The 24,544-nt window shown below is 65.1% G+C and carries 23 protein-coding genes; 6 read left to right on the top strand and 17 right to left on the bottom strand.

Going from position 1 to position 24,544, the window contains the following annotated elements:
- Positions 1-10: 10 nt before the first annotated feature.
- Positions 11-1,870 carry a hypothetical protein gene (locus FBZ93_RS24285; RefSeq protein ID WP_146989125.1) on the bottom strand — a complete coding sequence of 620 codons (1,860 nt, stop codon included), beginning with the start codon at positions 1,868-1,870 and terminating at the stop codon, positions 11-13.
- A gap of 299 nt (positions 1,871-2,169) precedes the next feature.
- Between FBZ93_RS24285 and FBZ93_RS24280 the strand changes: the two genes are divergently transcribed.
- Together FBZ93_RS24280 and FBZ93_RS24275 are read left to right on the top strand one after the other, a co-directional pair.
- Entirely contained in the window at positions 2,170-2,454 is a 285-nt protein-coding gene (locus FBZ93_RS24280; RefSeq protein WP_146989123.1) for a hypothetical protein, read from the top strand.
- On the top strand, positions 2,447-2,716 hold the full coding sequence (locus FBZ93_RS24275) for a hypothetical protein (RefSeq protein WP_146989121.1): 270 nt from the start codon (positions 2,447-2,449) through the stop codon (positions 2,714-2,716). The genes FBZ93_RS24280 and FBZ93_RS24275 overlap by 8 nt, the downstream gene beginning before the upstream one ends.
- A gap of 82 nt (positions 2,717-2,798) precedes the next feature.
- Here the strand turns inward: FBZ93_RS24275 and FBZ93_RS24270 are convergent, their stop codons facing one another.
- The 12 genes from FBZ93_RS24270 to cysG all read right to left on the bottom strand — a co-directional run bounded on the left by FBZ93_RS24270 (position 2,799) and on the right by cysG (position 14,448).
- Entirely contained in the window at positions 2,799-3,587 is a 789-nt protein-coding gene (locus tag FBZ93_RS24270) for a 3-hydroxybutyrate dehydrogenase (RefSeq protein WP_021076374.1), read from the bottom strand.
- A gap of 12 nt (positions 3,588-3,599) precedes the next feature.
- Positions 3,600-4,784: a DUF3734 domain-containing protein gene (locus FBZ93_RS24265; protein WP_146989120.1), complete on the bottom strand. Its 1,185-nt coding sequence runs from the start codon at positions 4,782-4,784 to the stop codon at positions 3,600-3,602.
- Between the two features lie 196 nt (positions 4,785-4,980).
- Complete coding sequence (locus FBZ93_RS24260; protein WP_076860877.1) at positions 4,981-5,478, bottom strand: CAP domain-containing protein; 498 nt, start codon at positions 5,476-5,478, stop codon at positions 4,981-4,983.
- A 197-nt stretch (positions 5,479-5,675) separates the two neighbouring features.
- On the bottom strand, positions 5,676-6,725 hold the full coding sequence (locus FBZ93_RS24255; RefSeq protein WP_146989118.1) for a sulfate/molybdate ABC transporter ATP-binding protein: 1,050 nt from the start codon (positions 6,723-6,725) through the stop codon (positions 5,676-5,678).
- Complete coding sequence (cysW, locus tag FBZ93_RS24250; RefSeq protein ID WP_433995437.1) at positions 6,715-7,677, bottom strand: sulfate ABC transporter permease subunit CysW; 963 nt, start codon at positions 7,675-7,677, stop codon at positions 6,715-6,717. The genes FBZ93_RS24255 and cysW overlap by 11 nt, the downstream gene beginning before the upstream one ends.
- Before the next feature lie 8 nt (positions 7,678-7,685).
- Positions 7,686-8,522: a sulfate ABC transporter permease subunit CysT gene (cysT, locus tag FBZ93_RS24245; RefSeq protein WP_167529192.1), complete on the bottom strand. Its 837-nt coding sequence runs from the start codon at positions 8,520-8,522 to the stop codon at positions 7,686-7,688.
- Between the two features lie 15 nt (positions 8,523-8,537).
- Complete coding sequence (locus FBZ93_RS24240; protein WP_167529191.1) at positions 8,538-9,527, bottom strand: sulfate ABC transporter substrate-binding protein; 990 nt, start codon at positions 9,525-9,527, stop codon at positions 8,538-8,540.
- A 245-nt stretch (positions 9,528-9,772) separates the two neighbouring features.
- The gene (locus tag FBZ93_RS24235) at positions 9,773-10,501 is read right to left on the bottom strand and encodes a phosphoadenylyl-sulfate reductase (RefSeq protein WP_146989113.1); all 729 of its coding nucleotides are present in this window, start codon (positions 10,499-10,501) and stop codon (positions 9,773-9,775) included.
- On the bottom strand, positions 10,498-11,013 hold the full coding sequence (locus FBZ93_RS24230) for a DUF934 domain-containing protein (protein ID WP_146989111.1): 516 nt from the start codon (positions 11,011-11,013) through the stop codon (positions 10,498-10,500). Before FBZ93_RS24230 ends, FBZ93_RS24235 begins: the two co-directional genes overlap by 4 nt.
- A complete protein-coding gene (locus FBZ93_RS24225; RefSeq protein WP_146989109.1) occupies positions 11,000-12,655 on the bottom strand; it encodes a nitrite/sulfite reductase in 1,656 nt (551 codons plus the stop codon). The genes FBZ93_RS24230 and FBZ93_RS24225 overlap by 14 nt, the downstream gene beginning before the upstream one ends.
- Before the next feature lie 27 nt (positions 12,656-12,682).
- Positions 12,683-13,000, bottom strand: coding sequence for a DUF2849 domain-containing protein (locus FBZ93_RS24220; RefSeq protein ID WP_074131355.1), 318 nt, complete (start codon positions 12,998-13,000; stop codon positions 12,683-12,685).
- The gene (cysG, locus tag FBZ93_RS24215) at positions 12,997-14,448 is read right to left on the bottom strand and encodes a siroheme synthase CysG (protein WP_146989107.1); all 1,452 of its coding nucleotides are present in this window, start codon (positions 14,446-14,448) and stop codon (positions 12,997-12,999) included. Before cysG ends, FBZ93_RS24220 begins: the two co-directional genes overlap by 4 nt.
- A 244-nt stretch (positions 14,449-14,692) precedes the next feature.
- Between cysG and cysD the strand changes: the two genes are divergently transcribed.
- Together cysD and cysC are read left to right on the top strand one after the other, a co-directional pair.
- Positions 14,693-15,487: a sulfate adenylyltransferase subunit CysD gene (cysD, locus tag FBZ93_RS24210; RefSeq protein ID WP_050425832.1), complete on the top strand. Its 795-nt coding sequence runs from the start codon at positions 14,693-14,695 to the stop codon at positions 15,485-15,487.
- A 48-nt stretch (positions 15,488-15,535) separates the two neighbouring features.
- Positions 15,536-17,455, top strand: a complete 1,920-nt coding sequence (cysC, locus tag FBZ93_RS24205; protein WP_146989105.1) for an adenylyl-sulfate kinase — start codon at positions 15,536-15,538, stop codon at positions 17,453-17,455.
- A 165-nt stretch (positions 17,456-17,620) separates the two neighbouring features.
- Here the strand turns inward: cysC and FBZ93_RS24200 are convergent, their stop codons facing one another.
- A complete protein-coding gene (locus FBZ93_RS24200) occupies positions 17,621-18,622 on the bottom strand; it encodes an AraC family transcriptional regulator (protein ID WP_146989103.1) in 1,002 nt (333 codons plus the stop codon).
- 80 nt (positions 18,623-18,702) lie between these two features.
- Here FBZ93_RS24200 and FBZ93_RS24195 point away from each other — a divergent pair, with 80 nt between their 5' ends.
- A complete protein-coding gene (locus FBZ93_RS24195; RefSeq protein ID WP_246667623.1) occupies positions 18,703-19,941 on the top strand; it encodes an MFS transporter in 1,239 nt (412 codons plus the stop codon).
- Positions 19,942-20,289: 348 nt separating this feature from the next.
- Positions 20,290-22,452 carry a malate synthase G gene (locus FBZ93_RS24190; RefSeq protein ID WP_146989101.1) on the top strand — a complete coding sequence of 721 codons (2,163 nt, stop codon included), beginning with the start codon at positions 20,290-20,292 and terminating at the stop codon, positions 22,450-22,452.
- Positions 22,453-22,621: 169 nt separating this feature from the next.
- On the opposite strand, the gene FBZ93_RS24185 is transcribed toward FBZ93_RS24190, so the two are convergent.
- The 3 genes from FBZ93_RS24185 to FBZ93_RS24170 form a co-directional block, all read right to left on the bottom strand.
- On the bottom strand, positions 22,622-22,777 hold the full coding sequence (locus FBZ93_RS24185; RefSeq protein WP_146989099.1) for a Thivi_2564 family membrane protein: 156 nt from the start codon (positions 22,775-22,777) through the stop codon (positions 22,622-22,624).
- A gap of 115 nt (positions 22,778-22,892) precedes the next feature.
- On the bottom strand, positions 22,893-23,522 hold the full coding sequence (locus tag FBZ93_RS24180) for a DUF2865 domain-containing protein (protein WP_146989097.1): 630 nt from the start codon (positions 23,520-23,522) through the stop codon (positions 22,893-22,895).
- A gap of 127 nt (positions 23,523-23,649) precedes the next feature.
- Positions 23,650-24,468 (bottom strand): L,D-transpeptidase, encoded by an 819-nt coding sequence (locus FBZ93_RS24170; RefSeq protein WP_146989093.1) that lies wholly within the window; start codon positions 24,466-24,468, stop codon positions 23,650-23,652.
- Positions 24,469-24,544: the final 76 nt, after the last annotated feature.

Genomic DNA, 24,544 nt, shown 5'->3' with positions numbered 1-24,544 from the left:
GCCTGCGCTTCTACGCGGGCCCTTCGCGCCTCAGCTCTGAGATGCCAAGTGCGGTCGCAAACGCATCGAGAGACAAGCCGCGCAATCGCTCCGGCAAATATTCTTCCCAGAGTCGCAGCGCGACCTCGATGTTGGCATCGATGGCCGCGTCGTAGCCGCACATGGTGTCGACAGATCGGGAACCCGGGCGCCCACGATACGCCGCGAGATCCACGTGAAGCATCGGATCGGGCCCGCTCAATTGGGCGAGATACGTCTCGATCGCCTGCACCGCCTCGGCGGGAGGCGCACCTGCATCGCGGCCGCGATGGATGCGGACATACAGCGGCGCCCCGGGCTCTCCAGCCCCGCCAAACTCGAACGCGACCTTCGCCGTGGACAGTCGCACGATGGCTCCGGCAGCGTCGCGGCGACGCAATGAGACAATGCGCCCGGTACCGCTGAGACAGCTCTCGACATAACGCTTTGCAGCCATCCGATGCTTCAGACCCGCAACCCCTTGGGCGTCGAACCCGGCCTTCGCTTCGTCGAGCAGCATGGCCCGCGAGGTCAGTGGAAGCACCTCGATGTCCACCTCGTCGACGCGGATGACCGCGCTTGGGATCGCTGCGGGCCAGGAATCGTTGCTAGCCGTTCCCGCGGACAACCCTGCAAGCTCCGCTTCCATGCTCTCGCTCTGCTCGTGCCAATGCGCCGCGCGTTCGAACACCGTCTCGGCTGGCAATCCCGCAAACACCACGCGACGGGCTGTCTGGTATGCTTCGGTCAATGGCGAGAAGCGTCCGGCGTAAGCTCCGCCGCCGGTCGGGCGCACCATGAGCGGGAAAGCGACCTGCTGTCCGAACGCAGTGTGCGCATCGTTGACTGCGATCATTCCTGAGCCCAACAGCGACGATCCTGGCGGCCGCGCCGCGTGCAAGACGCGCTCAATCCATTCGGCCCAGCGCCCGCCGCAGCTCTGCGCCAGCACGATCGCGGGCGACGCATGATGCTCAATGAGCCCGAGAAGATCACTGCTGACCTGAGCCACGCGACCCCAGTCGGAGCTGCCAAGCGGACACCATGCGGGCGGCAGGGCAGCGACGAAGGAGAGAGTCTCGTACTGAGTCGTGATACTTTTGTTGGGGAATGGCGCGAAGGTGTCGATGTCGAGCCCGCGCATACGCTCGATCACAGGAGCCAGGTCGGCTGGCGCATGTCTTATTGAGGATGCAAAGAACGGGCGCTTGCCGTTGGTCAAGACCGCACTTGCCACATCCGCGGCACCAAGCGGCTCATCTGGAGGGAAGCCCGAACGCGCGGCATGGCGGATGATGGCATCCGCGAAAACCGGCCACGCGCGGCAAAGCTCAAGCGCAGGAGTGCCGCGATTGTCCGCGCCGTTGAGTGCCAGCCAGCCCTGGGCGTCGTACCAATCCTGCTGATCCAGAAACGCCCTGGCCGGTCCGGCTTCGAACCGGTCGAGCAGCTCTCGAAGCGGAGACGACCCAAGATGCGACGCGGCGGCGCGCTTCGCATCGGGCAAGGGCAGCGCGTCCCCCAGCCGCTGTCGAAGCCAGCGGGCAAATGCGTCCTGCAAGGTGAGATCATCGTAAGCCGGGCGCCAAAGCTCCTTGTATCCGTCCCAATTTTCGGGCCGCTCCTGCAGGCCGGCGAACCGCAGTCCGCTCGACAAGGGATCCTGACCGTCCTTCTTGTCCAACGCGGCCAGCACGACCGTGTCCGAAACCGTGTCCGCCAGCTCGTGCTCGAGCTGGGCAAACGCAGGCGCGCCGTCGGGGCGAAACGCGAAAGCGCAGGTCCAGATCGTCCCCGCCTCTGGCAGCGCGCCATCATTCACGGTCCGCGCGACCGGACAGAGGAAAACCACGGCCTTGGTCCCGTCCGCAAGGGAACGTGCTTCGATCGGCCAGCACTCGCGCAGGAGTTCGAGACCTCGCTGCGCCGCCGGACCCAAATCCTCCGAAGGCCCACGGCCTGTCATCGGTCCTCGCGGCAAATTGCTGAAGGTGGCTCGGTGGAGGCGCCAGCATGCTCCGAGAAAGATGAACATCTTCTCACTGAGCAAGGCGAAAGGCGGTCCAGCCGCCTCGACCTCGCTGCTGGCGTTCGAAAAGGCCCGGGCGGCGCCGTAGCATTCCACCGGACGCGGCGGTATACGATTGCCGCATGACCGCCGACGAGCTGAAGGACCTGTTTGATCGCGTCCTATCCTGGCCGAAGGCGGCGCAGGACGAATTCGTGTTGATGGCGAACGCGATCGAAAACGCATTGCGGGGCCACCAGCACGTCGCTTCCGAAATTGAGTTGCAGATATCTGAGGCCGCGATCACGTCCATCGAAGTCGAACCCGATGCCGACCCGAGCGCGGATGAGGTTGACATCCTGGAGAGCATGAAGCGGCTGGTGGCGGCGACGCAGAAATCCGAGAAAGAGAGCGGGTCGGATGCCTAACGGCAAGCCAGGCGATCATCCGTACACCGATATCGTGTTCGGCAAAGCCGACATCTACTCTCCCGTTGCCGCAGCTCTCGTCCGCGAGATTGTGACGCTGGCCGACGACAAGACTCAGCGCGCGTTGGCCGACCTGCTCAATAGGAAATTCAATCCTCATTATCGCCCCGACGTCCCTGCGCTGGAGCGCTACCTCACCATGCTCCGCGATGAGCTTCGCAAAGACGCCTTGGCCCGAGGGTTTGAAGTGGACGAGAAATGAGCCCCTGCTGGCCAGACATAGAACGCAAAAGCCGGCCCTGATCGAATCAGGGCCGGCCCTTCACCGACAAATCCCGCGAGAATTACTCCGCGGTCCAGCCGCCGTCGATCGAGAGGTTGGCGCCGGTGATCTGCGCGGCGTCGTCGCCGCACAGGAACAGCGCGAGCGCTGCGACCTGCTCCGAGGTCACGAATTCCTTGGTCGGCTGGGCGGCCAGCAGCACGTCCTTGATGACCTGCTCCTTGGTCATGTTGCGCGCCTTCATGGTCTCCGGAATCTGGTGCTCGACCAGCGGCGTCCAGACATAGCCCGGCGAGATGCAGTTGCAGGTGATCTTGAACTGCGCGAGCTCCAGCGCCGCGGTCTTGGTGAGTCCGGCGATGCCGTGCTTGGCCGAGACGTAGGCCGACTTGAACGGCGAGGCGACCAGCGAATGCGCCGAGGCGGTGTTGATGATGCGGCCCCATCCGCGCTTCTTCATGCCGGGCACCGCGGCGCGGATGCCGTAGAACGCCGACGACAGGTTGATCGCGATGATCGCCTCCCACTTCTCCGGCGGGAATTCCTCGATCGGCGACACGAACTGGATGCCGGCATTATTGACCAGGATATCGACCGAACCGAAGGTCTTCTCACCGAGCGCGATCATGTCGGCGATCTCGGCCGGCTTGGTCATGTCGGCCGGCGAATGCACGGCCTTGACCTTGAAATCGGTCTCGATGCCGGAGCGTTCCTTCTCGATGTCGGCCGGAACGCCCATGCCATTGAGGACGATATTGGCGCCGGCGCCTGCGAAGGCGCGTGCATACGCCAATCCGATGCCGCTGGTCGAGCCGGTCACAACGGCGGTCTTGCCTGTCAACGTACCCATTATCGGTCGCTCCTATTTTGCTTGCGGGGGGCTCGATTCAGGGGGCGTGGGTTCGTCCCCCGTGAGATCGTATGTCACCATGGTTTCCCCGGACTGAGGCCGTTCTAGCCATTCTTTGTGACGCATCGACAAATGCACGTCGCGGACGCCCGCGCCCCAGTGCTCGACCATCGCGACATGGGAGAAGTCGTAGTCCTTCGACGAGCTCTCGTAGTTCTTGCTCTTGTAGATCAGGTGAACCACCGTGACGGTGTTCTCCTTCGAGGCCTTGCGCAGCAATTCGACCGACGGATCGTTCTTCAAATAGTCAGGCAGCTTGCCGATCAGGTCGCGCACCGCCATGCGGGCGTTGTGGATCTGCCTGTTCTTGTCGGTGTTCATCCGCGTCCGGCTGGAATAGCGAATGTCCTTCTCGCGCTCGGCGGCCTCCAGCAGCGTCTCCGGCAACGGCCCGCGCGCGCTGAACAGGTCGACCTGGAAGATCAGGAGGTCGCGGCTGGTCTCCTCGTCGAGCACGAAGTCGAGCGGCGTGTTGGAGGCGATGCCGCCGTCCCAGTAATGCTCGCCCTCGATCACGACGGCGGGAAAGCCCGGCGGCAGTGCGCCCGAGGCCATGATGTGCTCGGGGCCGATTTTCTTGCCGCGCTTCTTGAACTCGTAATTGTCGAAATAGCAGAAATTGCCCGAGGTGACGCCGACCGCGCCGACCGACAGGCGCGTCTTCAGATCGTTGATGCGATCGAAATCGACGAGGCGCTCCAGCGTCTTCTTCAGCGGCGCGGTGTCGTAATAGCTCAGCGATTGCGAGCTGCCGGGCGGCCACAGCGGCGCCGGCGGAATCCGCGGCGTGAAGAAGCCGGGCACGCCGAAGGTCGCGATGATGGCGGCAGAGGTCTCGTTGAACAGCGAGCGGGCGCGCTCATGCTTGGAGACCGGATTCCACGGCACCGGCGCCGACACCATCTCCCAGAATTCCTTCAGCCGCGGCACGCGCTTGTCCGGCTCGTTGCCGGCGATGATCGCGGCATTGATGGCGCCGATCGAGATGCCGGCGATCCATTCCGGCTCGAAGCCGGCGTGACAGAGCGCCTGAAAGGCGCCGGCCTGGTAGGAGCCGAGCGCGCCGCCGCCCTGAAGGACCAGCACCCGCTGCGCTTGCGCGGGCGTCGAGGCCGGCGCGGAATCCGAAGTATCCATTCGTAACCGTTCGGTTCGAAACCAACACCGATCGTGATGCGATCACATCCCGATCCAACCTGAATGCCTGAGCACAGTCTTTCCCGAAAGCGGCGTCCGCTTTTCGGATCATGCTCTCGAGCAGCACGGTGGCGGCTGTTCGCCGCGCCGTCAATCAGCGAGATAGAGGGGTTAGATCACGCGGAATTTATCGAAATTAGGTTGCCGCCAGAATGAGCGTCCAGAACACCTTGTACTTGGTGTTGGGAGCGTAAACGGCCGCAATGCCCATTTTTGTGACACCGCTCTTGAGCATGTTGGCCTTGTGCGGCGGAGAATCGCGCCAGCCCGAGAACGCCTCCGCCAGCGTGTGATAGCCCGCCGAGATGTTCTCGACCGCTACCGTCGCCGGGTAGCCGCCGGCTTCCAGCCGCTTGCCGAGCGGGGCCTTCACGTCATGGTCCATCTTGTTGCGGGCGGCCATCGCCTGCGACTGCTGCTCGGCGAGCCTGGTCAGGTCCGGATCGACCACCACGGTGCCGAGGCCATTGTTCTGGCGGTACTGCGAAAACATGATCGCGGCGGCCTGGCTGTCCAGCACGGCGCCGGGCTGAGCCATGTTGAGATACATGGCCGGTTCTTCCGGGATTTTGGTGTCCGTGCCGCAGCCGGCAAGCACCAGCAGCCCGAACAGGGCGACCGTCGTCCGTTTCACAGGTGAAAACCCCCAAGGTTGGCCGGCCGTTGTTGCATACCAACCGTGGCTGAATGGTGAACAGGGGCTAACTTTTGGCCAGCAAACGCCATCGATGTCCGGAGGCCGTAGCCCGGATGGAGCGGAGCGTAATCCGGGGCCGGTTGATCACCAGCACGAAGTCCCGGATTTCGCTGCGCTTCATCCGGGCTACAGGGCTAATCTTGCGCGGCAAAGATCCGGTAGCGGCGGGGCTGCAGCGAGACGATTTCGCCGGCCTGCAGCTCGCGGTCGCGGGGGGCGTCGATCTCGATCACGGTCTTGCCCTCGCTCCCCGCCAGGGCGACCTCGGCGCGCTGGATCGGACCGAACGAGCGGACATGCCGGATGGCGCCTTCCAGGGCGCCGGTTCCAGCCGGGCCGACCGCCATGTCGTGGCGGCGGACGAACAGCTTGGCCGCGCCGGATGCCGCGCCCAGCGCCGGGATGTTGAGCGGACGGCCGTCCAGCCGCACGGCATCGCCCGCGACATCGACCGGCAGCACGATGGATTCGCCGATGAAGCCGTGCACGAAGGCGGTCGCCGGATTGTCATAGACCTCGCCGGGCGAACCGATCTGCTCGATCTTGCCCTTGTCCATCACCACGACGCGGTTGGCGACTTCGAGCGCCTCCTCCTGGTCATGGGTGACGAAGATCGAGGTGACGTGGATCTCGTTGTGCAGCGAGCGCAGCCATTGCCGCAGCTCCTTGCGCACCTTGGCATCGAGCGCGCCGAACGGCTCGTCGAGCAGCAGGATGCGCGGCTCGATCGCAAGCGCACGCGCCAGCGCGATGCGCTGCCGCTGGCCGCCGGAGAGCTGGCTGGGATAGCGGTTGGCGAGCCAATCGAGCTGCACCAGATCGAGCAGGTTCTTGACGCGGGCACGGATCGTGGCCTCGTCCTTGCGGATCGCGCGCGGCTGCACGCGCAGGCCGAAGGCGACGTTCTCGAACACCGTCATGTGCCGGAACAGCGCGTAGTGCTGGAACACGAAGCCGACCTGACGTTCGCTGGCGCCACGCGAGAGCGCGTTCTCGCCGTCGATCGCGACCTCGCCCGAGTCGGGCCAGTCGAGGCCTGCGATGATCCGCAGCAGCGTCGTCTTGCCGGAGCCGGAGGGCCCAAGCAGCGCCAGCAGCTCGCCGTCGGCGACCTTGAGATCGACATTGTCGAGTGCGGCAAAGCTGCCGAACCGCTTTACGATATTCTTGACTTCAATCGCCATCAGGCACCTCTGCCTCGTCGAGCCGCCGCTCGAGAACGGTCTTCGCCACCAGCGTGATCAGCGCCAGCATCGCGAGCAGCGACGCGATCGCGAACGACGCGACGAACTGGTATTCGTTGTAGAGAATCTCGACCAGCAGCGGCATCGTGTTGGTCTCGCCGCGGATGTGGCCGGAGACGACTGATACCGCGCCGAACTCGCCCATCGCGCGCGCATTGCAGAGCAGGACGCCGTAGAGCAGGCCCCATTTGATGTTGGGCAGCGTGACGCGAAAGAAGGTCTGCAGGCCGGACGCGCCGAGCGAGATCGCGGCCTCCTCCTCCTGGGTGCCCTGCTCCTGCATCAGCGGGATCAGCGCGCGCGCCACGAAGGGGAAGGTGACGAAGATCGTCGCCAGCGCGATGCCGGGCACCGCGAACAGGATGTGGACGTCGTGCGCCTGCAGCCACGGCCCGAAATAGCCCTGCGCGCCGAACAGCAGCACGAAGACCAGGCCCGAGATCACGGGCGAGACCGAGAACGGCAGGTCGATCAGCGTGATCAGGAAGGTCTTGCCGGCGAACTCGAACTTCGAGATCGCCCAGGCCGCGACCACGCCGAACACAAGGTTGAGCGTGACCGAGATCGCGGCAATCAGGAGCGTCAGCTTGATCGCGGCGAGCGCTTCGGGCTCCGCCAGCGCCGCGAAATAAGCGACGACGCCTTTCGAGAACGCCGACGCGAACACGACGACCAGCGGCAGCACGACGAACACGCTGAGGAAGGTGATCGCCAGCGCGATGATGATGAGGCGGATCGGACCCGGCTCGGTGCGCGGGTTACGGTGGGCCGTGACCGGCGCTGCACGCGCGATCTCGAGCCGCGGCGCCGGCGCTGCCACGCTGACATCGGTCGCGGGCGCGTAGGTCCGCAGTTGCGTGGTCGAGGTCGCCAATCCCGTCTGCATCGACATATCGAACCTCAATGCACGGGAATGCGGGCCTGCGCCCAGCGCTGCAGCCGGTTGATCAGGAAGATGATCAGGAACGAGGCCACCAGCATCACGACCGCGATCGCGGTGGCATCGGCGTAGCGGAATTCGGACAGCCGGATCACGATCAGGAGCGGCGCGATCTCGGAGACGTTGGGCAGATTGCCGGCGATGAAGATCACCGAGCCGTATTCACCGATAGCGCGGGCAAAGGCCAGCGCAAAGCCGGTGAGCAGCGCCGGGATCAGGCTCGGCAGGATGACGCGGAACACGGTGTGCCAACGATTGGCCCCTAAGCTCGCAGCCGCCTCCTCGATCTCGGGATCGAGATCGATCAACACCGGCTGCACCGTGCGCACCACGAAGGGAATGCCGATGAAGATCATCGCGATGAAGATGCCGATCGGCGTGAAGGCGACCTTGATGCCGAGCTCGGCGAGCGGTGCGCCGAGCCAGCCCTTCTGGGCGAACAGCTGGGTCAGCGCGACGCCGGCGACCGCCGTCGGCAAGGCAAAGGGAATGTCGACGATGGCGTCGAACAACCGCCGGCCCGGAAAGCGATAGCGCACCAGCGCCCAGACGATGATGGTGCCCATCACCAGATTGACGCAGGCGGCCGCAAACGACAGCCCGAACGAAATCTTCAGGGCGTTCAGCGTGCGGCGGCTGGTGACGATGCCCCAGAACTGATCGAGGCTGAGCTCAGACGTCTTGAGGAACAGCGCGCCCAGCGGAATCAGGATGATGACGGAGAGCCATGTCAGGGTCAGTCCCATGGTGAGACCGAACCCCGGCAGCGTACTGCGTCGTGCGACCGCTATGCTCACCATCCCCCCTGTCGATCAGTTCTTGTAGATCTGATCGAAGATGCCGCCCTCGGCGAAGTGCTCCTTCTGCGCCTTGGTCCAACCACCGAAAACGTCGTCGATGGTGAAAAGTTCAACCTTGGCGAAGGATTTTTCGTACTCCTTGGCGATCTCGGGATCGCGCGGCCGGTAGGAGTTGCGCGCGGCGATCTCCTGGCCTTCCTTGGTGTACCAGTACTTCAGATAGGCTTCGGCGACCGCGCGGGTGCCCTTCTTGTCGGCGACCGCATCGACGACGGCGACCGGCGGCTCGGCGAGGATCGACTGCGGCGGCGCCACGATCTCGAACTTGTCCGCGCCGAATTCGCGCAGCGCCAGGAAGGCCTCGTTCTCCCACGCCAGCAGCACGTCGCCGACGCCGCGCTCGACGAAGGTGACCGTCGAGCCGCGCGCGCCGGTATCGAGCACCGGGACGTTCTGGTAGAGGTCGGCGACGAACTTCTTCGCCTTGTCGGCCGAGCCGAACTTCTTCTGCGCATAGCCCCAGGCGGCAAGATAGTTCCAGCGCGCACCGCCCGAGGTCTTCGGATTCGGCGTGATCACGGCAACGCCGGGCTTGATCAGATCGTCCCAATCCTTGATGCCCTTGGGATTGCCCTTGCGCACCAGGAACACGATCGTCGATGTGTAGGGCGAGGCGTTGAGCGCAAGGCGCTTCTGCCAGTCCGCGGCGATGAGACCCTTGCCGGCGATCGCGTCGACGTCATAGGCAAGCGCCAGCGTAACGACATCGGCCTGCAATCCGTCGATCACCGAACGCGCCTGCGAACCCGAGCCGCCATGCGACTGCTTGATCTCGACGCTCTTGCCGGTGTCCTTCTGATAGGCCGCGGCGAACGCCTTGTTGAAGTCGACATAGAGCTCGCGCGTCGGATCGTAGGACACGTTGAGCAGCGAATAGTCGGCCGCGAAGGCCGAGCTCGCCCACAACAATCCTGCAACCAGCGGCAGCACACGACGGATCATTTCGGTCTCCATTCAACCTGAGAATGTCAGGGAACACGCCAGACATAACTCACGGTGAAGTGGCCTGAAGTCAACGAAACCGGTTTTCTTTGTTTTCAGCGGCACAGCGCGCTTGTGCTACGAAGCCGCCGCGCTGCGAAGGCTTTGTCACGTCGCCAAACCGCAATGAAACATCATCGCGATCTGGCGCGTTTATCTGAGCATGATCTTTTCGGAAAACCGCTCCGCACTTTTCCGGATCATGCTTACGACATCTTCATCGTGTGGATGCCGCATTCGGTCTTCGCGCGGCCACGCCAACGGCCATCGCGTGCATCCTCGCCGGCAGCAGCCCGGCTGCTGCAAGGCATACACCCGACCGACTGATATCCCGATGCGACAAGAGGATGCGGCGGCAGCTTGCCGAGCGCGTAGATCGCCTCGATCTCCTCGCGCGAGACATGGGCGAACGGATTGAATTTCAGCCTGGCACCGTCGTCCTCGACGACGGGGATTTCGGTGCGGGCGCCGCCCTGGAACCGCTTGCGGCCGTTGATCCAGCCGGCAAACGGCTTCAGCGCACGCGCCAAAGGCTCGACCTTGCGGATGCGGCAGCAGGCATCGGGATCGGTGAACCACAATTCGCGATCCGGATCCTGGCGCGACAACGCGTCTTCGTCCGGCTTGATCGAGCGCACATCGGTAAGGCCCAACGTCTTGATCAGCGTGTCGCGATAGGCCAGCGTCTCCTCGAACAGCCAGCCGGTGTCGAGGAACACCACCGGGATCGCCGGATCGACATCCGCCATCACCTTGAGCAGCGCGGCGGACTCGGTGCCGAATGACGACACCAGCGCCAATTTCTCGCGGCCGACCGTCTGCAACGCGGCCGCGATCACCTCGGCGGGCGATGCGCTGCGCAGCGCGCGATCGAGCTCGTCGGCCGCGGGCAATGCGACCGATGTCGCCGGCAGCTCTCGTATCAACGTGCTCACTGGCCGGCGCTCTCCGAATGACGCAGCTGCATGCGGCGGTTGAGCGCGGTGATGCGGCCGTCGCCGGTCGGCTGGTAGAACACCGAATAGCGCTTCATGGTCTGGGCGAACGCATCGGCGTCGGCGTCCTTCTTCACCTCGAAGGCATCGAAGCCGGCGCGCGTCATGAACACGAACTGGTCGCGCAGGATCTGCCCGGTGGCGCGCAGCTCGCCGTCATAGCCGTAGCGCTCGCGCAGCAGGCGCGCCTGGCTGTAGGCGCGGCCGTCGCGGAAGGTCGGAAACACCAGCGCGACCGTGGCGAGGCGATCGAGATGCGGCACCAGATCGTCGAGGTTGCGGTTGTTCGGCCAAATCACGCCGACCTTGCCGGCGCGGCGCAGCAGCGCTTCCGGATCGGCGAGAAAGCGCTCGGCCGTGACCAGCACCGCGCCGTCGCCCGGCAACTCGGCGCCGTCGGCGACATGCACGAACAGATCGGTCGTGATTCTTCCCTGCTTAACGAGTGGCATAGACGCGCTCCCTGATCGGCTCGACGCCCAGACGCTTCACCGTATCGACGAACAATTCCTCGGGACGGTCGCGCAGCGCGAGATAGGCTTCGACAATGTCTTCGATCACGTCGGCGACTTCCGCATAGGGAACGGCCGGGCCGATCAAGGTGCCCAACTGCGCGTTCTCATCGGCGCGGCCGCCGATCGTGATCTGGTAGAACTCCTCACCGTTCTTCTCGACGCCGAGAATGCCGATGTGGCCGACATGGTGATGGCCGCAGGCATTGATGCAGCCGGAGATGTTGATGTGCAGCCGGCCGATCAGGTCGGCGGTGTCGTGGTTGGCAAAGCGCCGCGTCAGCTCCTGCGCGATCGGGATCGAGCGCGCATTGGCCAGCGAGCAGTAATCCAGCCCCGGGCAGGCGATGATGTCGGTGACCAAATTGACGTTCGGCGTCGCGAGGCCGAGGCGGTCGAGCGCCTTGAACAGCGGCGGCAGGTCGCGCTTGGCGACGTGCGGCAGCGCCAGGTTCTGCTCATGGCCGACGCGGATCTCTCCGAACGAGTACTTGTCGGCGAGGTCGGCGACCGCGTCCATCTGCTCGGCGGTGGCATCGCCCGGAGGGCCGCCAACCGGCTTCAGCGACAGCGTGACGATCGAATAGCCCTGCACCTTGTGCGCCGACACCGAGTTCTTGCGCCAGCGCTCGAACAGCGGATCGTGCGCAGCCTGCTTGAGCTCGTCCGGCATGTGCGGCAGCTTTTCGTAAGCCGGATAGGAGAAGCGCGAGCGGACCTCCTCGATGGCGGCGTGATCGAGCGTCAGCCCGACATCGCCCATCGCCTTCCACTCCTCCTCGACCTCCTTGGCGAACTTCTCGATGCCGAGCTCGTGCACCAGGATCTTGATGCGCGCCTTGTAGATGTTGTCGCGGCGGCCGTACTGGTTGTAGACGCGCAGGATCGCCTCGATGTAGCTCAAGATGTCGCGGCCGGAGACGAACGGCTTGATGGTCTTGGCGATGAACGGGGTGCGGCCGAGGCCGCCGCCGACCAGCACCTCGAATCCGGTCTCGCCGTCGGCGTTCTTGTGCAGCCTAAGCCCAATGTCGTGGATCTTGATCGCGGCGCGGTCGTGCTCGGCCGCGGTAATCGCGATCTTGAACTTGCGCGGCAGGAACGAGAATTCCGGATGCAGCGTGGTGTGCTGGCGGATCAGTTCCGACCAGATCCGCGGATCCTCGATCTCGCCGGGCGCGACGCCGGCCCACTGGTCCGAAGTGACGTTGCGCATATTGTTGCCTGAGGTCTGCATCGCATGGATGCCGACCTCGGCGAGATCGGACAGCGCATCCGGCAGCTCGGCGAGCTTGATCCAGTTGAACTGGATGTTCTGCCGGGTGGTGAAGTGGCCATAGCCGCGGTCGTAGCGGCGCGCGACATGGGCGAGCCGGCGCAGCTGCTTCGACGACAGCGTGCCGTAGGGGATCGCGACCCGGAACATGTAGGCGTGCAGCTGCAGATACACGCCGTTCTGCAGGCGCAGGATCTTGAATTCGTCCTCGGTGAGCTCGCCGGAGAGGCGGCGCTTCACCTGGTCGCGGAATTCCGAAACACGCTCGTTGATCAGCGTGCGGTCGAGTTCGTCATAAGCATACATGTTCGATGAGCCCTAACGCGGCGCGCCTTACGCGGGAACCTGGAGATCGATGGTGACGCCCTTGGCGCGGATATGTTCGCGGAGATTGCCCGGCTTCACCTTGCCGCCGTCCTTGAGTTCGACCGGCGCGATATAGGGGCCGACCGCGCCGACGTCGTCGGCGGTGGCTTCGGCCAGCAGCGCGCGGGCCTCGTCGGACGTGGTCACGATCGCGGAGTCGGAGAGTTCGGTGGACCAGCCTTGCTTGGCGGTTCGGTACACCACGGCACCGTCCCAGGTCCGGTTGGCGGTGACCATCGAGGGGCCCGTGATCCTGATTTTCTTCTGTTCAAGCGGAGAGGTCATTCGGCAGCTTTCAGCAGTTCGGAGAACATCTGGTTGGAGAACAGTTGGGTGACGTTGGATCGGCTCCACGGCGCGGAATGCGCGACCACGTCGCCGATGACGAGGACGGCAGGACCGCCGTCGACCTGTTTCACCAGCTCGGGCAGCCGCGCCAGCGTGCCGACCGCGGCCTTGGCATCGGGCCGCGTCACGCGCGCGAACACGCCGACCGGCGTTTCCGGCGAACGGCCCGCGGCCAGCATGCCTTCACGGATCGCGGGTGCGGCGGTCATGCCCATGTAGACCACGACCGTCATCTTGGTGTCGGTCAGCACCGACCAGTCGACGACTTCGGCATCGCGCGCCTTGTGCGCGGTGAGGAAGGTGATGCGCAGCGCCTCATGCCGGAAGGTCAGCGGCACTTCGAATTGCGCGGCCGCGCCGAGACCGGCGGAGACGCCGGGAATAATGGAGTACGCGACGCCGGCGTCGCGCAACGCTTCGATCTCCTCGCCGCCGCGGCCGAAGATGAAGGGATCGCCGCCCTTCAGCCGAACCGCTCGCTGGCCCGACTGCGCCGCCTCGATCATCAGGCGGTTGGTGGCGTCCTGGCCAATGCCCGGCTTGCCGACGCGGCGGCCGACCGGAATCCGCGCGGCATCGCGCCGGATACGGTCGAGAATTTCAGGTGACACCAGTTCGTCATAGAACACGACATCGGCATCCTGCAGCGCGCGCAACGCCTTCACCGTGAGCAGATCCGGATCGCCGGGACCGGCGCCGACCAGCGTCACATGACCGACGGCCTTGCCTTGCGCATCAGCGCCGGCGAATGCGGAGGGATCGGTGATCGCGTTCAGCGCCTGCTCGGCCTCGTCCTTGCGGCCAGCCAGCACCAGCGCGCCGATCGGTCCGTCGATGATGCGCTCCCAGAAGCGGCGGCGCAGCGGAAACTCTTCGATGCGGGCATGCATCGCCTTGCGGAAATGGCCGATGAAGCCGGCGAGATCGCCGATCCGTGCCGGCAGCACCGCTTCGATCTTCTCGCGGATGCGGCGCGCCACCACCGGCGACGTGCCGCCGGTGCCGACCGCGACCACGACATCGCCGCGATCGACGATCGCCGGCATGATGAAGGTGGAATGCACGAGGTCGTCCATCACGTTGACCGGCAGGCCAATCGCCTTGGCGCGCACCGACATCGCGACACCAATGTCGCCTGCGCCGGCACAGAGCACGGCGATGACATCGGACAGATCGGCAGTGAGCGGATCGCCCTCGGCGCGCTCGATGCGCGCGGCGTCCTCCGCCGCGATACCGGCGAGCTCATGATCACCGTCGGTCGCGTACCAGCGAACCGCGGCGCCGGCGGCTGCGAGCAGCCGCAACTTGGCGCGCACCAACTCGCCCGCTCCAACGAGCAGCACCTTGCCGCTTTGCAGATCCAGAAACACTGGCAGATATCGCATCAGACACTCGCTTCCCCAATTTGGGGGTTGACTGAAATTATTTTCTATTTATCTCTCGATCAAGCCCGGCAAAGAGAAAATTATTTCTTCTCTATTGCAGCGCAACTTTAGAATTTTCAACTCCACAGGCCAAGGCCAAGAGATGCATCTTCTCGACAACGAATCCGTCGCTGCCGGAACGCGGTCCGCAGCCCTTGCACAAGCATCTTCCGTGCCGGGAATTCCGGTCGCTCAGCCGCCGTCGATGGACCACCTCGACGAATTGGAGGCGCAGAGCATCTACATCCTGCGCGAGGCGTTCGCCCGTCTGAAGAAACTCGCGCTGCTGTGGTCGCTCGGCAAAGATTCCAACGTGATGATCTGGCTGGCGCGCAAGGCGTTCTTCGGCCGCGTCCCGTTCCCGGCGCTGCATGTCGACACCGGCAAGAAGTTTCCGGAGATGTATGCGTTCCGCGATCGCTTCGGAAAGGAATGGGATCTCGACCTGCGTGTCGAGCCCTGCCCGCCGATCGACGCCGTCGACCCCACTCTGCCGCCGGCGGCGCGTTCCGCTGCGCGCAAGACGGAAGGGCTCAAATGGGCGCTCAACAAATACGGCTTTGACGGATTGATCGCCGGCATCCGCCGCGACGAAGAGGCGACCCGCGCCAAGGAGCGCGTGTTCTCGCCGCGCGGCCTTGAGGGCGAATGGGACGTCCGCGACCAGCCGCCGGAGTTCTGGGATCACTTCAACGCCTCGCCGCCGCAAGGCGCGCATTTGCGCATCCATCCGATCCTGCATTGGACCGAGGCCGACATCTGGGCCTACACCAAGCGCGAAGGCATTCCGATCATCCCGCTCTATCTCGCCAAGGACGGCAAGCGTTACCGCTCGCTGGGGGATCAGGACATCACCAACCCGGTCGCCTCCACCGCTTCCAACATCGACGAGATCCTCGCCGAGCTCGACGCCACCAAGATCCCGGAGCGCGCCGGCCGCGCGCTCGACCACGAGACCGAGGATGCGTTCGAGCGGCTTCGCGTCGCCGGCTATCTCTGATCACCCCCGAAGCAATCCGTTGGCTTTCCACTTCGTGCGAGCGTTCCGATGAACATGATCCTTCCCACCGCCTCGATCTCGGCAACGCCCAACGGCACCACCCGGCCGCAGGTACGCATCGTCATCGTCGGTCATGTCGACCACGGCAAGTCCACTTTGGTGGGCCGGCTGCTGCATGAGACCGGCAGCCTGCCGGACGGCAAGCTCGAGATGCTGAAGGCGGTCAGTGCACGGCGCGGCATGCCGTTCGAATGGTCGTTCCTGCTCGACGCGCTGCAGACCGAGCGCGACCAGGGCATCACCATCGACACCACCCAGATCCGCTTCCGCACCCGCTCGCGCGACGTCGTGCTGATCGACGCGCCCGGCCACGCAGAATTTTTGCGCAACATGATCACCGGCGCCTCGCAGGCCGATGGCGCGGTGTTGATCATCGACGCGCTCGAAGGCGTCCGCTCGCAGACGCGGCGACACGGCTATCTCTTGCACCTGCTCGGCGTGAAGCAGGTCGCGGTGGTCGTCAACAAGATGGACCGGGTCGATTTCAGCGCGGCGCGCTTCAGCGAGATCAGCGCGGAAATTTCGGCGCACCTGGTCGGCCTCGGCGTGACGCCGACCGCGGTGGTCCCGATCTCGGCACGCGATGGTGACGGCGTCGCCGAGCACACGCCGCGGATCGAATGGTACAAGGGACCGACCGTGGTCGAGGCGCTCGATGCGCTCGAGCCGGCAAAGCCGCTGGCGGAGCTGCCGCTTCGGCTGCCGGTGCAGGCGATCTACAAGTTCGACGACCGCCGCATCGTGGCGGGCCGGGTCGAGTCCGGCAGCCTGAAGGCCGGCGACGAGATCGTCATCATGCCGACCGGCAAGATCGCGAAGATCAAGACCGTCGAGAGCTGGCCGGTGACGCCGGTTGGCGGCCCGCAGGGCGCCGGCCGCTCGGTCGGCATCACGCTCGACCGCGAATTGTTCCTCGAGCGCGGCGACATCATCGGACATAGCGGGCAGAGCCCGCGCGACACCCGCCGCATCCGCGCGCGAATCTTCTGGCTGCACGACAAGCCGCTGACCAAGGGCGAGCAGATCCTGATCCGGCTCGGCACCAAGGAAAGCCGCGCCACCGTGGTCGCGATCGAAAAGGCGATCGATCCCGGCGCGCTGTCCAACGAAGAGAACAGCGCGATCGCGCGCAACCATGTCGGCGAGATCGACATCTCGCTGGCGCAGCCGGTTGCGACCGATCCCTACACCGACAATCCGCGCACCGGCCGCCTCGTGATCGAGGTCAATGGCCGCATCGCCGGCGGCGGCCTCGTGCTGTCGGTCGACGCCGGCCGGCCCGCGGTGCCGATCGACATCGTGCCGGTGGAGTCAGCGCTGCGGCCCGACGAGCGCTCGGCGCGCTACCACCACAATGGCGCGGTGATCTGGCTGACCGGCCTGCCCGGCTCCGGCAAGTCGACGCTGGCGCGGGCGCTGGAGCGGCGCCTGTTCAGCAATGGCGGCTCGCCGATCCTGCTCGATGGCGACACCTTCCGCGCCGGGCTCAACAGCGACCTCGGCTTCTCGCCGCAGGATCGCACCGAGAACATCCGCCGCCTCGCCGAGGTCGCGACCCATCTGGCGCGCAACGGCCATATTGCGATCGTCGCCGCGGTGTCGCCGTCGGCCGCCGACCGTGCGGCAGCACGCCGCATCGCCGACAGCGCGTTCCGCGAAGTCTATGTCGCGACGCCTGCCGAGGTCTGCGAGACCCGCGATCCCAAGGGCCATTACGCCAAAGCGCGCTCCGGCGCGCTGCAGGGCTTCACCGGCATCGGCAATGATTATCAGCCGCCGGCCGGCAACGAACTGACCATCGACACCTCGAACCGCTCGGTTAGCGATGCCACCGACGAGATCGAGCGGATGCTGGCCACGACCGGCATCCTGTTCGACGAACTGACGGACCTCGCGGCGAATATCTAGCTGCCCTCACCGTCATCGGCCGGCTCGACCGGGCGATCCAGTATTCCAGAGACATCAGTGCTTGAGCCGAAAGGCCGCGGCGTACTGGATGCCCCGCTTGAAGCGGGGCATGACGGCGGTGTGTGAGGCGAGAGGCGCGCTGTCACGCGACCGCTCCGCGCGTAGCTATTCCGCCGCGCGGCGGCTTCCGGCCGCGTGCCGCACCATCCCCGGCGATTGCCCCGTAACGCGCTTGAACGCGCGGCTGAAGGCGGCCTGCGACGCATAGCCAAGCCGCTGGGCGATCACATCGATCGGCTGGCGCTCATGCTCGATCCATTGTGTGGCGAGGCGCATGCGCAGCTCGGCAAGGTAGCGCAGCGGCGATTGCCCGGTCATCGACTGGAAGCGCTCGGCGAACAGCGAGCGCGAGCAACCCGCCTCCGCCGCCAGTTCAGCAACCGTCCAGTTGCGGCCGGGCGCGCGATGCAGCGCGCCGATCGCGCGGCCGAGCCGCGGATCGCGCAAGGCTTCGAACCAGCCGATGGCGTTGTCGCCGCCGCATTCGACCCAGCCACGCACGATCGACGCGGCAAGAACATCAGCGAGCCGCGCCATCACGCCGACGGAACCGGCCCGCGGCGTGCAGGTCTCCCGCTCCATCGCCTTCAACATGGGTTCGATTTCCGGCTGGCGCGCAAGCAGCGTGTCGACCCGCATCACCTCCGGCATCAGGGCGATCAACGGACGCATGCCGCCAAGATCGAAATTCATGCAGGCGCTGAAGACCAGAACCTGATCGTCCTGCGGGCATCCTTCAGGGCAGGCCGACGTCACATCGACATTGCCGCAGAGCGTCTCGGTCTCGAAACGCTCGACGTCGCAGCTCGGCTCATCCGGCGCCGAGACGAGATCATGCGCGCCGCCGCGCGGCAGGAAAATTGCGTCACCGCATCCAAGGGTAAGCAACGTCGCATCGGCGTAGCGCAGCAGCGCCGTGCCGTGGGCGACGAAGTGGAATTGCGCGCGTCCATACGGCGTGTCGAACCGAAACCCGAACGGCGCTCGCGTCTCGACCCGACGGTAGTGAACGCCCTCGAGCCGCATGCCGAGCAGCAATTCGCTCACCAGATCGACGGCGGCGTCGGTCGTATCGGCGGCGGACGATCTGGACGAACGATCAAACATTGGAGCGTTTATGGCATGGATTGTCCAAAACCTCCAGCCTATGTCTGCGGCGGTGCAACATAAGATGGAAGTTTCGGTCGATGGATCAAGAACTGGACCCCGCTCTGGCGCACGCCGATGCCGTTGCGCTGACGCCGGGCGACGCCGCCCTCAAGGTTGGTGACGAGCGGATCACGCCGGCTTGGGGCGCCGTCGTCGCCATGATGCTGGGCGTGACTGCACTTCTGACGGCGGAGTTCCTGCCGTCCGGCGTTTTGACACCGATGGCGAGGGACCTCGGTGTCAGCCCGGGCCTCGCCGGTCAGGCGGTGACCGCGACCTCGCTGGCCGGCCTGGTCGGAGCGTTGTTCACGCCGAGACTGACGCGCAGCTTCAATCGAAAGCCGGTGCTGCTGAGCTTTTCGATTCTGCTCGTCATCTCCAACCTGCTGGTGGCGCTGGCGCCGAACATCACGTTCCTGCTCGCCGCGCGGATCGTGCTCGGCCTCGCCATCGGCGGCTTTTGGGCGATGGCGGCCGCGACGACGATCAGGCTGGTGCCGCCCTCGCTGGTTGCGCGGGCCCTGTCGATCGTGATGAGCGGCATTCCCGCCGCGATGATCATCGCCGTTCCGCTCGGCAGCTATCTCGGCGAGGTGGCGAGCTGGCGCATCGTGTTCCTGCTGGCCACGGCATTGGGCGCAGCCGTGTTCGTCATCCAGGCGCTGGCCTTGCCGCGTTTGGCCCCGAAGGGAGAAGCCGGGCTCGACACCCTGATCGACATCCTGACACGGCCGGGGATCGGCGCCGGCATCTTCGCGGCAACGTTGGTCTTCACCGGACACTTCGGCTATTTCGGCTATATCCGTCCGTTCCTTGAAAGCGTGACCGGGCTTGGCGCGGCCGGCGTCGCCGCGACGTTGCTGGCTTTCGGCGTCACCAACTATATCGGCTCTTTCGTCAGCGGGCTGATGGCCGAGCGCAAGCTCAAGCTCACGCTGATCGCGATGCTGCTGGCGATCAGCGTGCTCGGTCTGTTGCTCTCGGTCTATGGCAAGGACCTCGTTCCCGCGCTGGCGCTGGTCGCACTCTGGGGATTCGCCTTCAGCGGCGTGCCGGTGGCGACGACGACCTGGATCACCCGCATGGTGCCCGATGAGACCGAAAGCGGCACCGGACTAACGGTGGCCTCGATCTTCCTCGGCATCACCATGGGCGCGGCCGGTGGCGGGCTTGTGCTCGACATGATGGGCGCGGCGGCCGTGTTCGTGGCGGGCGCAATTCCTCTGGTGCTCGCCGCACTGCTGATCGCCACCAAGGTGCGGACCAGGGCGCCCTGACCGACCTTGCAGCGAACATTTGACCTTGCTCGCCTGTCATCGCCCGGCTCGCCGCCTCCGCTAAAGCTTCGGCGCGCCTCAGACCGCAAGCCTCGTCGAAGCCTTGGCGTAGACGGGACCGGGCGATCCAGTATTCCAGAGACAGCAATTATTGAGCCGATGGGCCGCGGCGTACTGGATGCCCCGCTTGAAGCGGGGCATGACACCAGAGGGCGTGGCGGCAGGGGGCCTTCTCAGAACCGTGGCTTTAGGGCTAAAAGGGCCGTGAACGCGGCCCTTTGGCGCGTTTTTTGCTGATTTCTTGCGAAAGCAGCCCCTAAACGCCCCATTTCTTTGAGAAAGCCCATCATGACTCGTGTCGATGCCCATGGATTGAAGATCGCCCCTGTCCTGTTCGATTTCATCGCCAAGGAGGCGACACCGAAAACCGGGATCACGCCGGACGCGTTCTGGGCAGGACTCGCCGCCATCATCCAAAAGCTCGGCCCGAAGAACCGCGAGCTGCTCGCGGTCCGCGACACCTTGCAGGCCAAGATCGACGACTGGCATCGCGCCAACAAGGGCAAGGCGTTCGACATCAACGCCTACACCGCGTTCCTCAAGGACATCGGCTATTTGCTGCCGGAGCCGGCGACCCACAAGGTCGAGACATCAAACGTCGACGAGGAAATCGGCAAGATCTGCGGTCCGCAGCTCGTGGTGCCGCTGACCAACGCCCGCTACGCGCTGAACGCCGCCAACGCGCGCTGGGGTTCACTGTACGACGCCTTCTACGGCACCGATGCGATCCCGCATGATCCGAGCGAAGCTGGCCGTGGTTACAACAAGGCCCGCGGCGACAAGGTGATCGCGAAGGCGAAGGCGTTCCTCGATGCCGCCGTGCCGCTCGCGACCGGAAGCCACACCGACGTGACCTCCTACGCCGTGATCGCGGGCCAGCTCTCGGTCAAGCTGAAGAGCGGCAATTCGACCGCGCTGAAGAACGGCGCGCAGTTCGCCGGCTATCTCGGCGACGCTGCCTCGCCCACCGCGATCCTGCTCGTCAACAACGGCATGCATGTCGAGGTCAAGATCGACCGCAGCAACGTCATCGGCAAGGATGACCCGGCCGGCGTCGCCGACATGATCCTGGAATCGGCGGTCTCGACCATTCTCGACATGGAAGACTCGGTTGCCGCCGTCGATGCCGAGGACAAGGTGCTGGTCTATCGCAACACGCTCGGCCTGATGAACGGCACGCTGTCGGCCGATTTCGACAAGGGCGGCAAGACGCTGACCCGCTCGCTCAATGCCGACCGCGTCTACAAGAAGCCCGACGGCAGCGAGCTGAAGCTGCACGGCCGCAGCCTGCTGCTGATGCGCAATGTCGGCCACCACATGTTCACCGACGCGGTGCTCGACGCCAAGGGCGAGGAAATCCCCGAGGGCTTGCTGGACGCCGCGGTTGCCGGCCTGCTCGCGATCCACGACCTCAAGGGTAATTCCAAGGTCAAGAACAGCCGCACCGGCTCGGCCTATATCGTCAAGCCGAAGATGCACGGTCCCGACGAGGTGACGCTGACCTGCGACCTGTTCGCCGAAGTCGAGACAATGCTTGGCCTGCCGGAGAACACGCTGAAGGTCGGCATCATGGACGAGGAGCGCCGCACCACGGTCAACCTCAAGGCCTGCATCCAGCGCGCCTCCAAGCGCATCATGTTCATCAACACCGGCTTCCTCGACCGCACCGGCGACGAGATCCACACCTCGATGGAAGCGGGTCCGATGATCCGCAAGAACGACATGAAGGCGCAGCCGTGGATCAAGGCCTATGAGGACTGGAACGTCGACAACGGCCTGATCGACGGCTTGCCCGGCCATGCCCAGATCGGCAAGGGCATGTGGGCCGCGCCCGACAAGATGGCCGACATGCTCGCCCAAAAGCTCGGCCATCCGCAGGCCGGCGCCACCACCGCGTGGGTGCCGTCGCCGACCGCAGCGACGCTGCACGCGCTGCACTATCACCAGGTCAACGTCATTGCCCGCCAGCAGGAGCTCGCCAAGGGCGGCCCGCGCGCAAAACTCTCCGACATCCTGACCATTCCGGTGTCGCAGTCGAACTGGGCGCCCGACGACGTGAAGCAGGAGATCGACAACAACTGCCAGGGCATCCTGGGCTATGTCGTGCGCTGGATCGACCAAGGCGTCGGCTGCTCCAAGGTGCCCGACATCCACGATGTCGGCCTGATGGAAGACCGCGCCACCTTGCGCATCTCGAGCCAGCATCTGGCGAACTGGCTGCATCAGGGCGTCATCACCAGGGATCAGGTGATGGAGTCGCTGAAGCGCATGGCCGTCGTCGTCGACAAGCAGAACGCCGGCGATGCCCTCTACAAGCCGATGGCGCCGTCGTTCGATGGCGTCGCCTTCAAGGCGGCCTGCGACCTCGTGTTCGAGGGCCGCACCCAGCCGAACGGCTACACCGAATACATCCTCACCGCGCGCCGCCGCGAGGCCAAGGCCGCGGGCTGATCCGCGAGCGATCGCAACGACAAGCAAAAGCCCCGGCAATGAGCCGGGGCTTTTTTGTTGGAGATGCATTGCTGCATCCACGTCATTGCGAGGAGCGTAGCGACGCGGCAATCCATCGCTCCACTCGCGCGGTGAGATGGATTGCTTCGCTTCGCTCGCAATGACGAGTCTAGAACACGGTCAGGTACTTCAGCAGCGAGACGATGCCGATGATGATGACGACGAGGCGTGCGATCTGCTTGGCCCGGCCGTCGAGCGGAAGCATGTTGATGAGATAAAGAACGAGAATAACGACGAGGAAGGTGACGAGTACGCCGACGAGCATGCGGAGCCCCCTGATGGCATCGGTGAATGTGCTGTTCGCACTTTCCTAACGTGCAAGGGCAAGGTCGGTTCCCGGTGGCGGAACCGAGACTGACCAGTCTTTCGAGCAGGCGGCGCTACTCGCGCGCCACCACCGGCGGCTGGCCATACTTGGCGCGGATGCGCTCCGGCGCCGGCGTGAAGTTGAGCTGCGCACCACGCCGGTCCGGACGGCTCACCGACATCAGCCCATCCTTGCCGGCGACAATATCGCCCTTGCGCAAGGTCGGATCGTCCTCGATCTTCACCGCGGCGAGCCCGACGGGATCCTTGCCGTTGCAGGTGCAGCCGGAGACGATCTCGTCGCGATAGCGGAATGCGTTCGGCAGCTCGGAATATGGCTTGCCGTCCTCCGTCGCGGCATTGTCGATGTTGCCGCCATAGACCACTTCGGTCGCGCTCGCCGGGCAGAAACTGTTGCAGCTCTCCGCCTTGCTCTGGTTGCCGGTCGCCGCCAGCGGGAAATAGCGGCCATCGCAGGTGCGCACGCAATAGGCCTGGCCGCCGTCATAGCGCGCGCGACGCTCGGCCCGCGGCACAGGCATCGGGCCGTCATCGAACGGCACCCGGATCATCGGCGGACGGCCGTGCATGAAGCCGCCGAACAGTTGCGAGAAGAAATCCTGGGCTTGCGCCGCGGGCGCAAGGGACAGGCCGAGCAAGGCCGCCGTCCCGAACGCCCACCGCCTCACGTGCCGCTTTGCCATCACCGACCCTTAGTACGATGCCGATCCCTAAAACGCGATGAGATTGGGTTGAATCGTCATCGCGCTTCGGCTTGTTGTTGGAGCATGATCTTTTCGGAAAACCGCTTCGCACTTTTCCGGATCATGCTCAGTACAACGACGAAGTCGCCGGGATGTTCATCGCCTGACGGCCGGACGGCAGCGTCATGACAGCGGGGCGCGGCTGCACCGGCGCCGGCCGGACCGAAATCTGCGTCGTGGTCGGACCGAGCTCGCGGGCGGCGATATGCGGCCCGTTCTTCGGCAGCACCACGACCTTGGTGCCGACATTGACGCGGTTGAACAGGTCGGCGACGTCCTCATTGGTCAGGCGGATGCAGCCCGACGAGACGAACTTGCCGATCGTCGACGGATCGTTGGTCCCGTGGATACGGTACTCGCTGGAGCCGAGATACATCGCGCGCGCACCGAGCGGGTTGCCCGGGCCGCCGGCCATGAAGCGCGGCAGGTAGGGCTGGCGCTTGATCATCTCGGCCGGCGGATGCCAGTCCGGCCATTCCGCCTTGTTGCTGATGGTCTGGGTGCCGGCCCAGGTAAAGCCCTCGCGGCCGACGCCGACGCCATAGCGGATCGCGCGGCCGCCGCCGAGCACGTAATAGAGCGCGGTGTTGCCGGTATCGATGATGATGGTGCCCGCCGCTTCCGACGTGTTGAGCGCGACGGTGGTGCGGCGCAGCCGCTCCGGCAGCGCGCCGTCCCCGGTTGCCCCGCTCGAGGGATTGTTCATCACCTCGTCGGAGGGAAATGCGCCGGGCTGTGCCGACGCATAGCCGAGCACCTGCGCGCTGGCCGACGTGGTGGCAAGGAATGGCGTCACGAGCAGGACGCTGGCGAAGGCAAGGGTGCGGGCGTGAGTGCGCGCGGCGCGCGACGCAAGCCGGCGGCTGGAAAGAGACTGCTGTGTCATGTGCTGCCCCTGGACGGGATGCGCATCGTGGTGATGCGATGCCAAGCCAACGCACGTGGCAGCCAGAGAGTTCCGG

Origin of the sequence: Bradyrhizobium macuxiense, from assembly GCF_007993935.1 — a bacterium.
Lineage (GTDB): Bacteria > Pseudomonadota > Alphaproteobacteria > Rhizobiales > Xanthobacteraceae > Bradyrhizobium > Bradyrhizobium macuxiense_A.
This window is presented reverse-complemented; position numbering and strand designations above follow the sequence as displayed.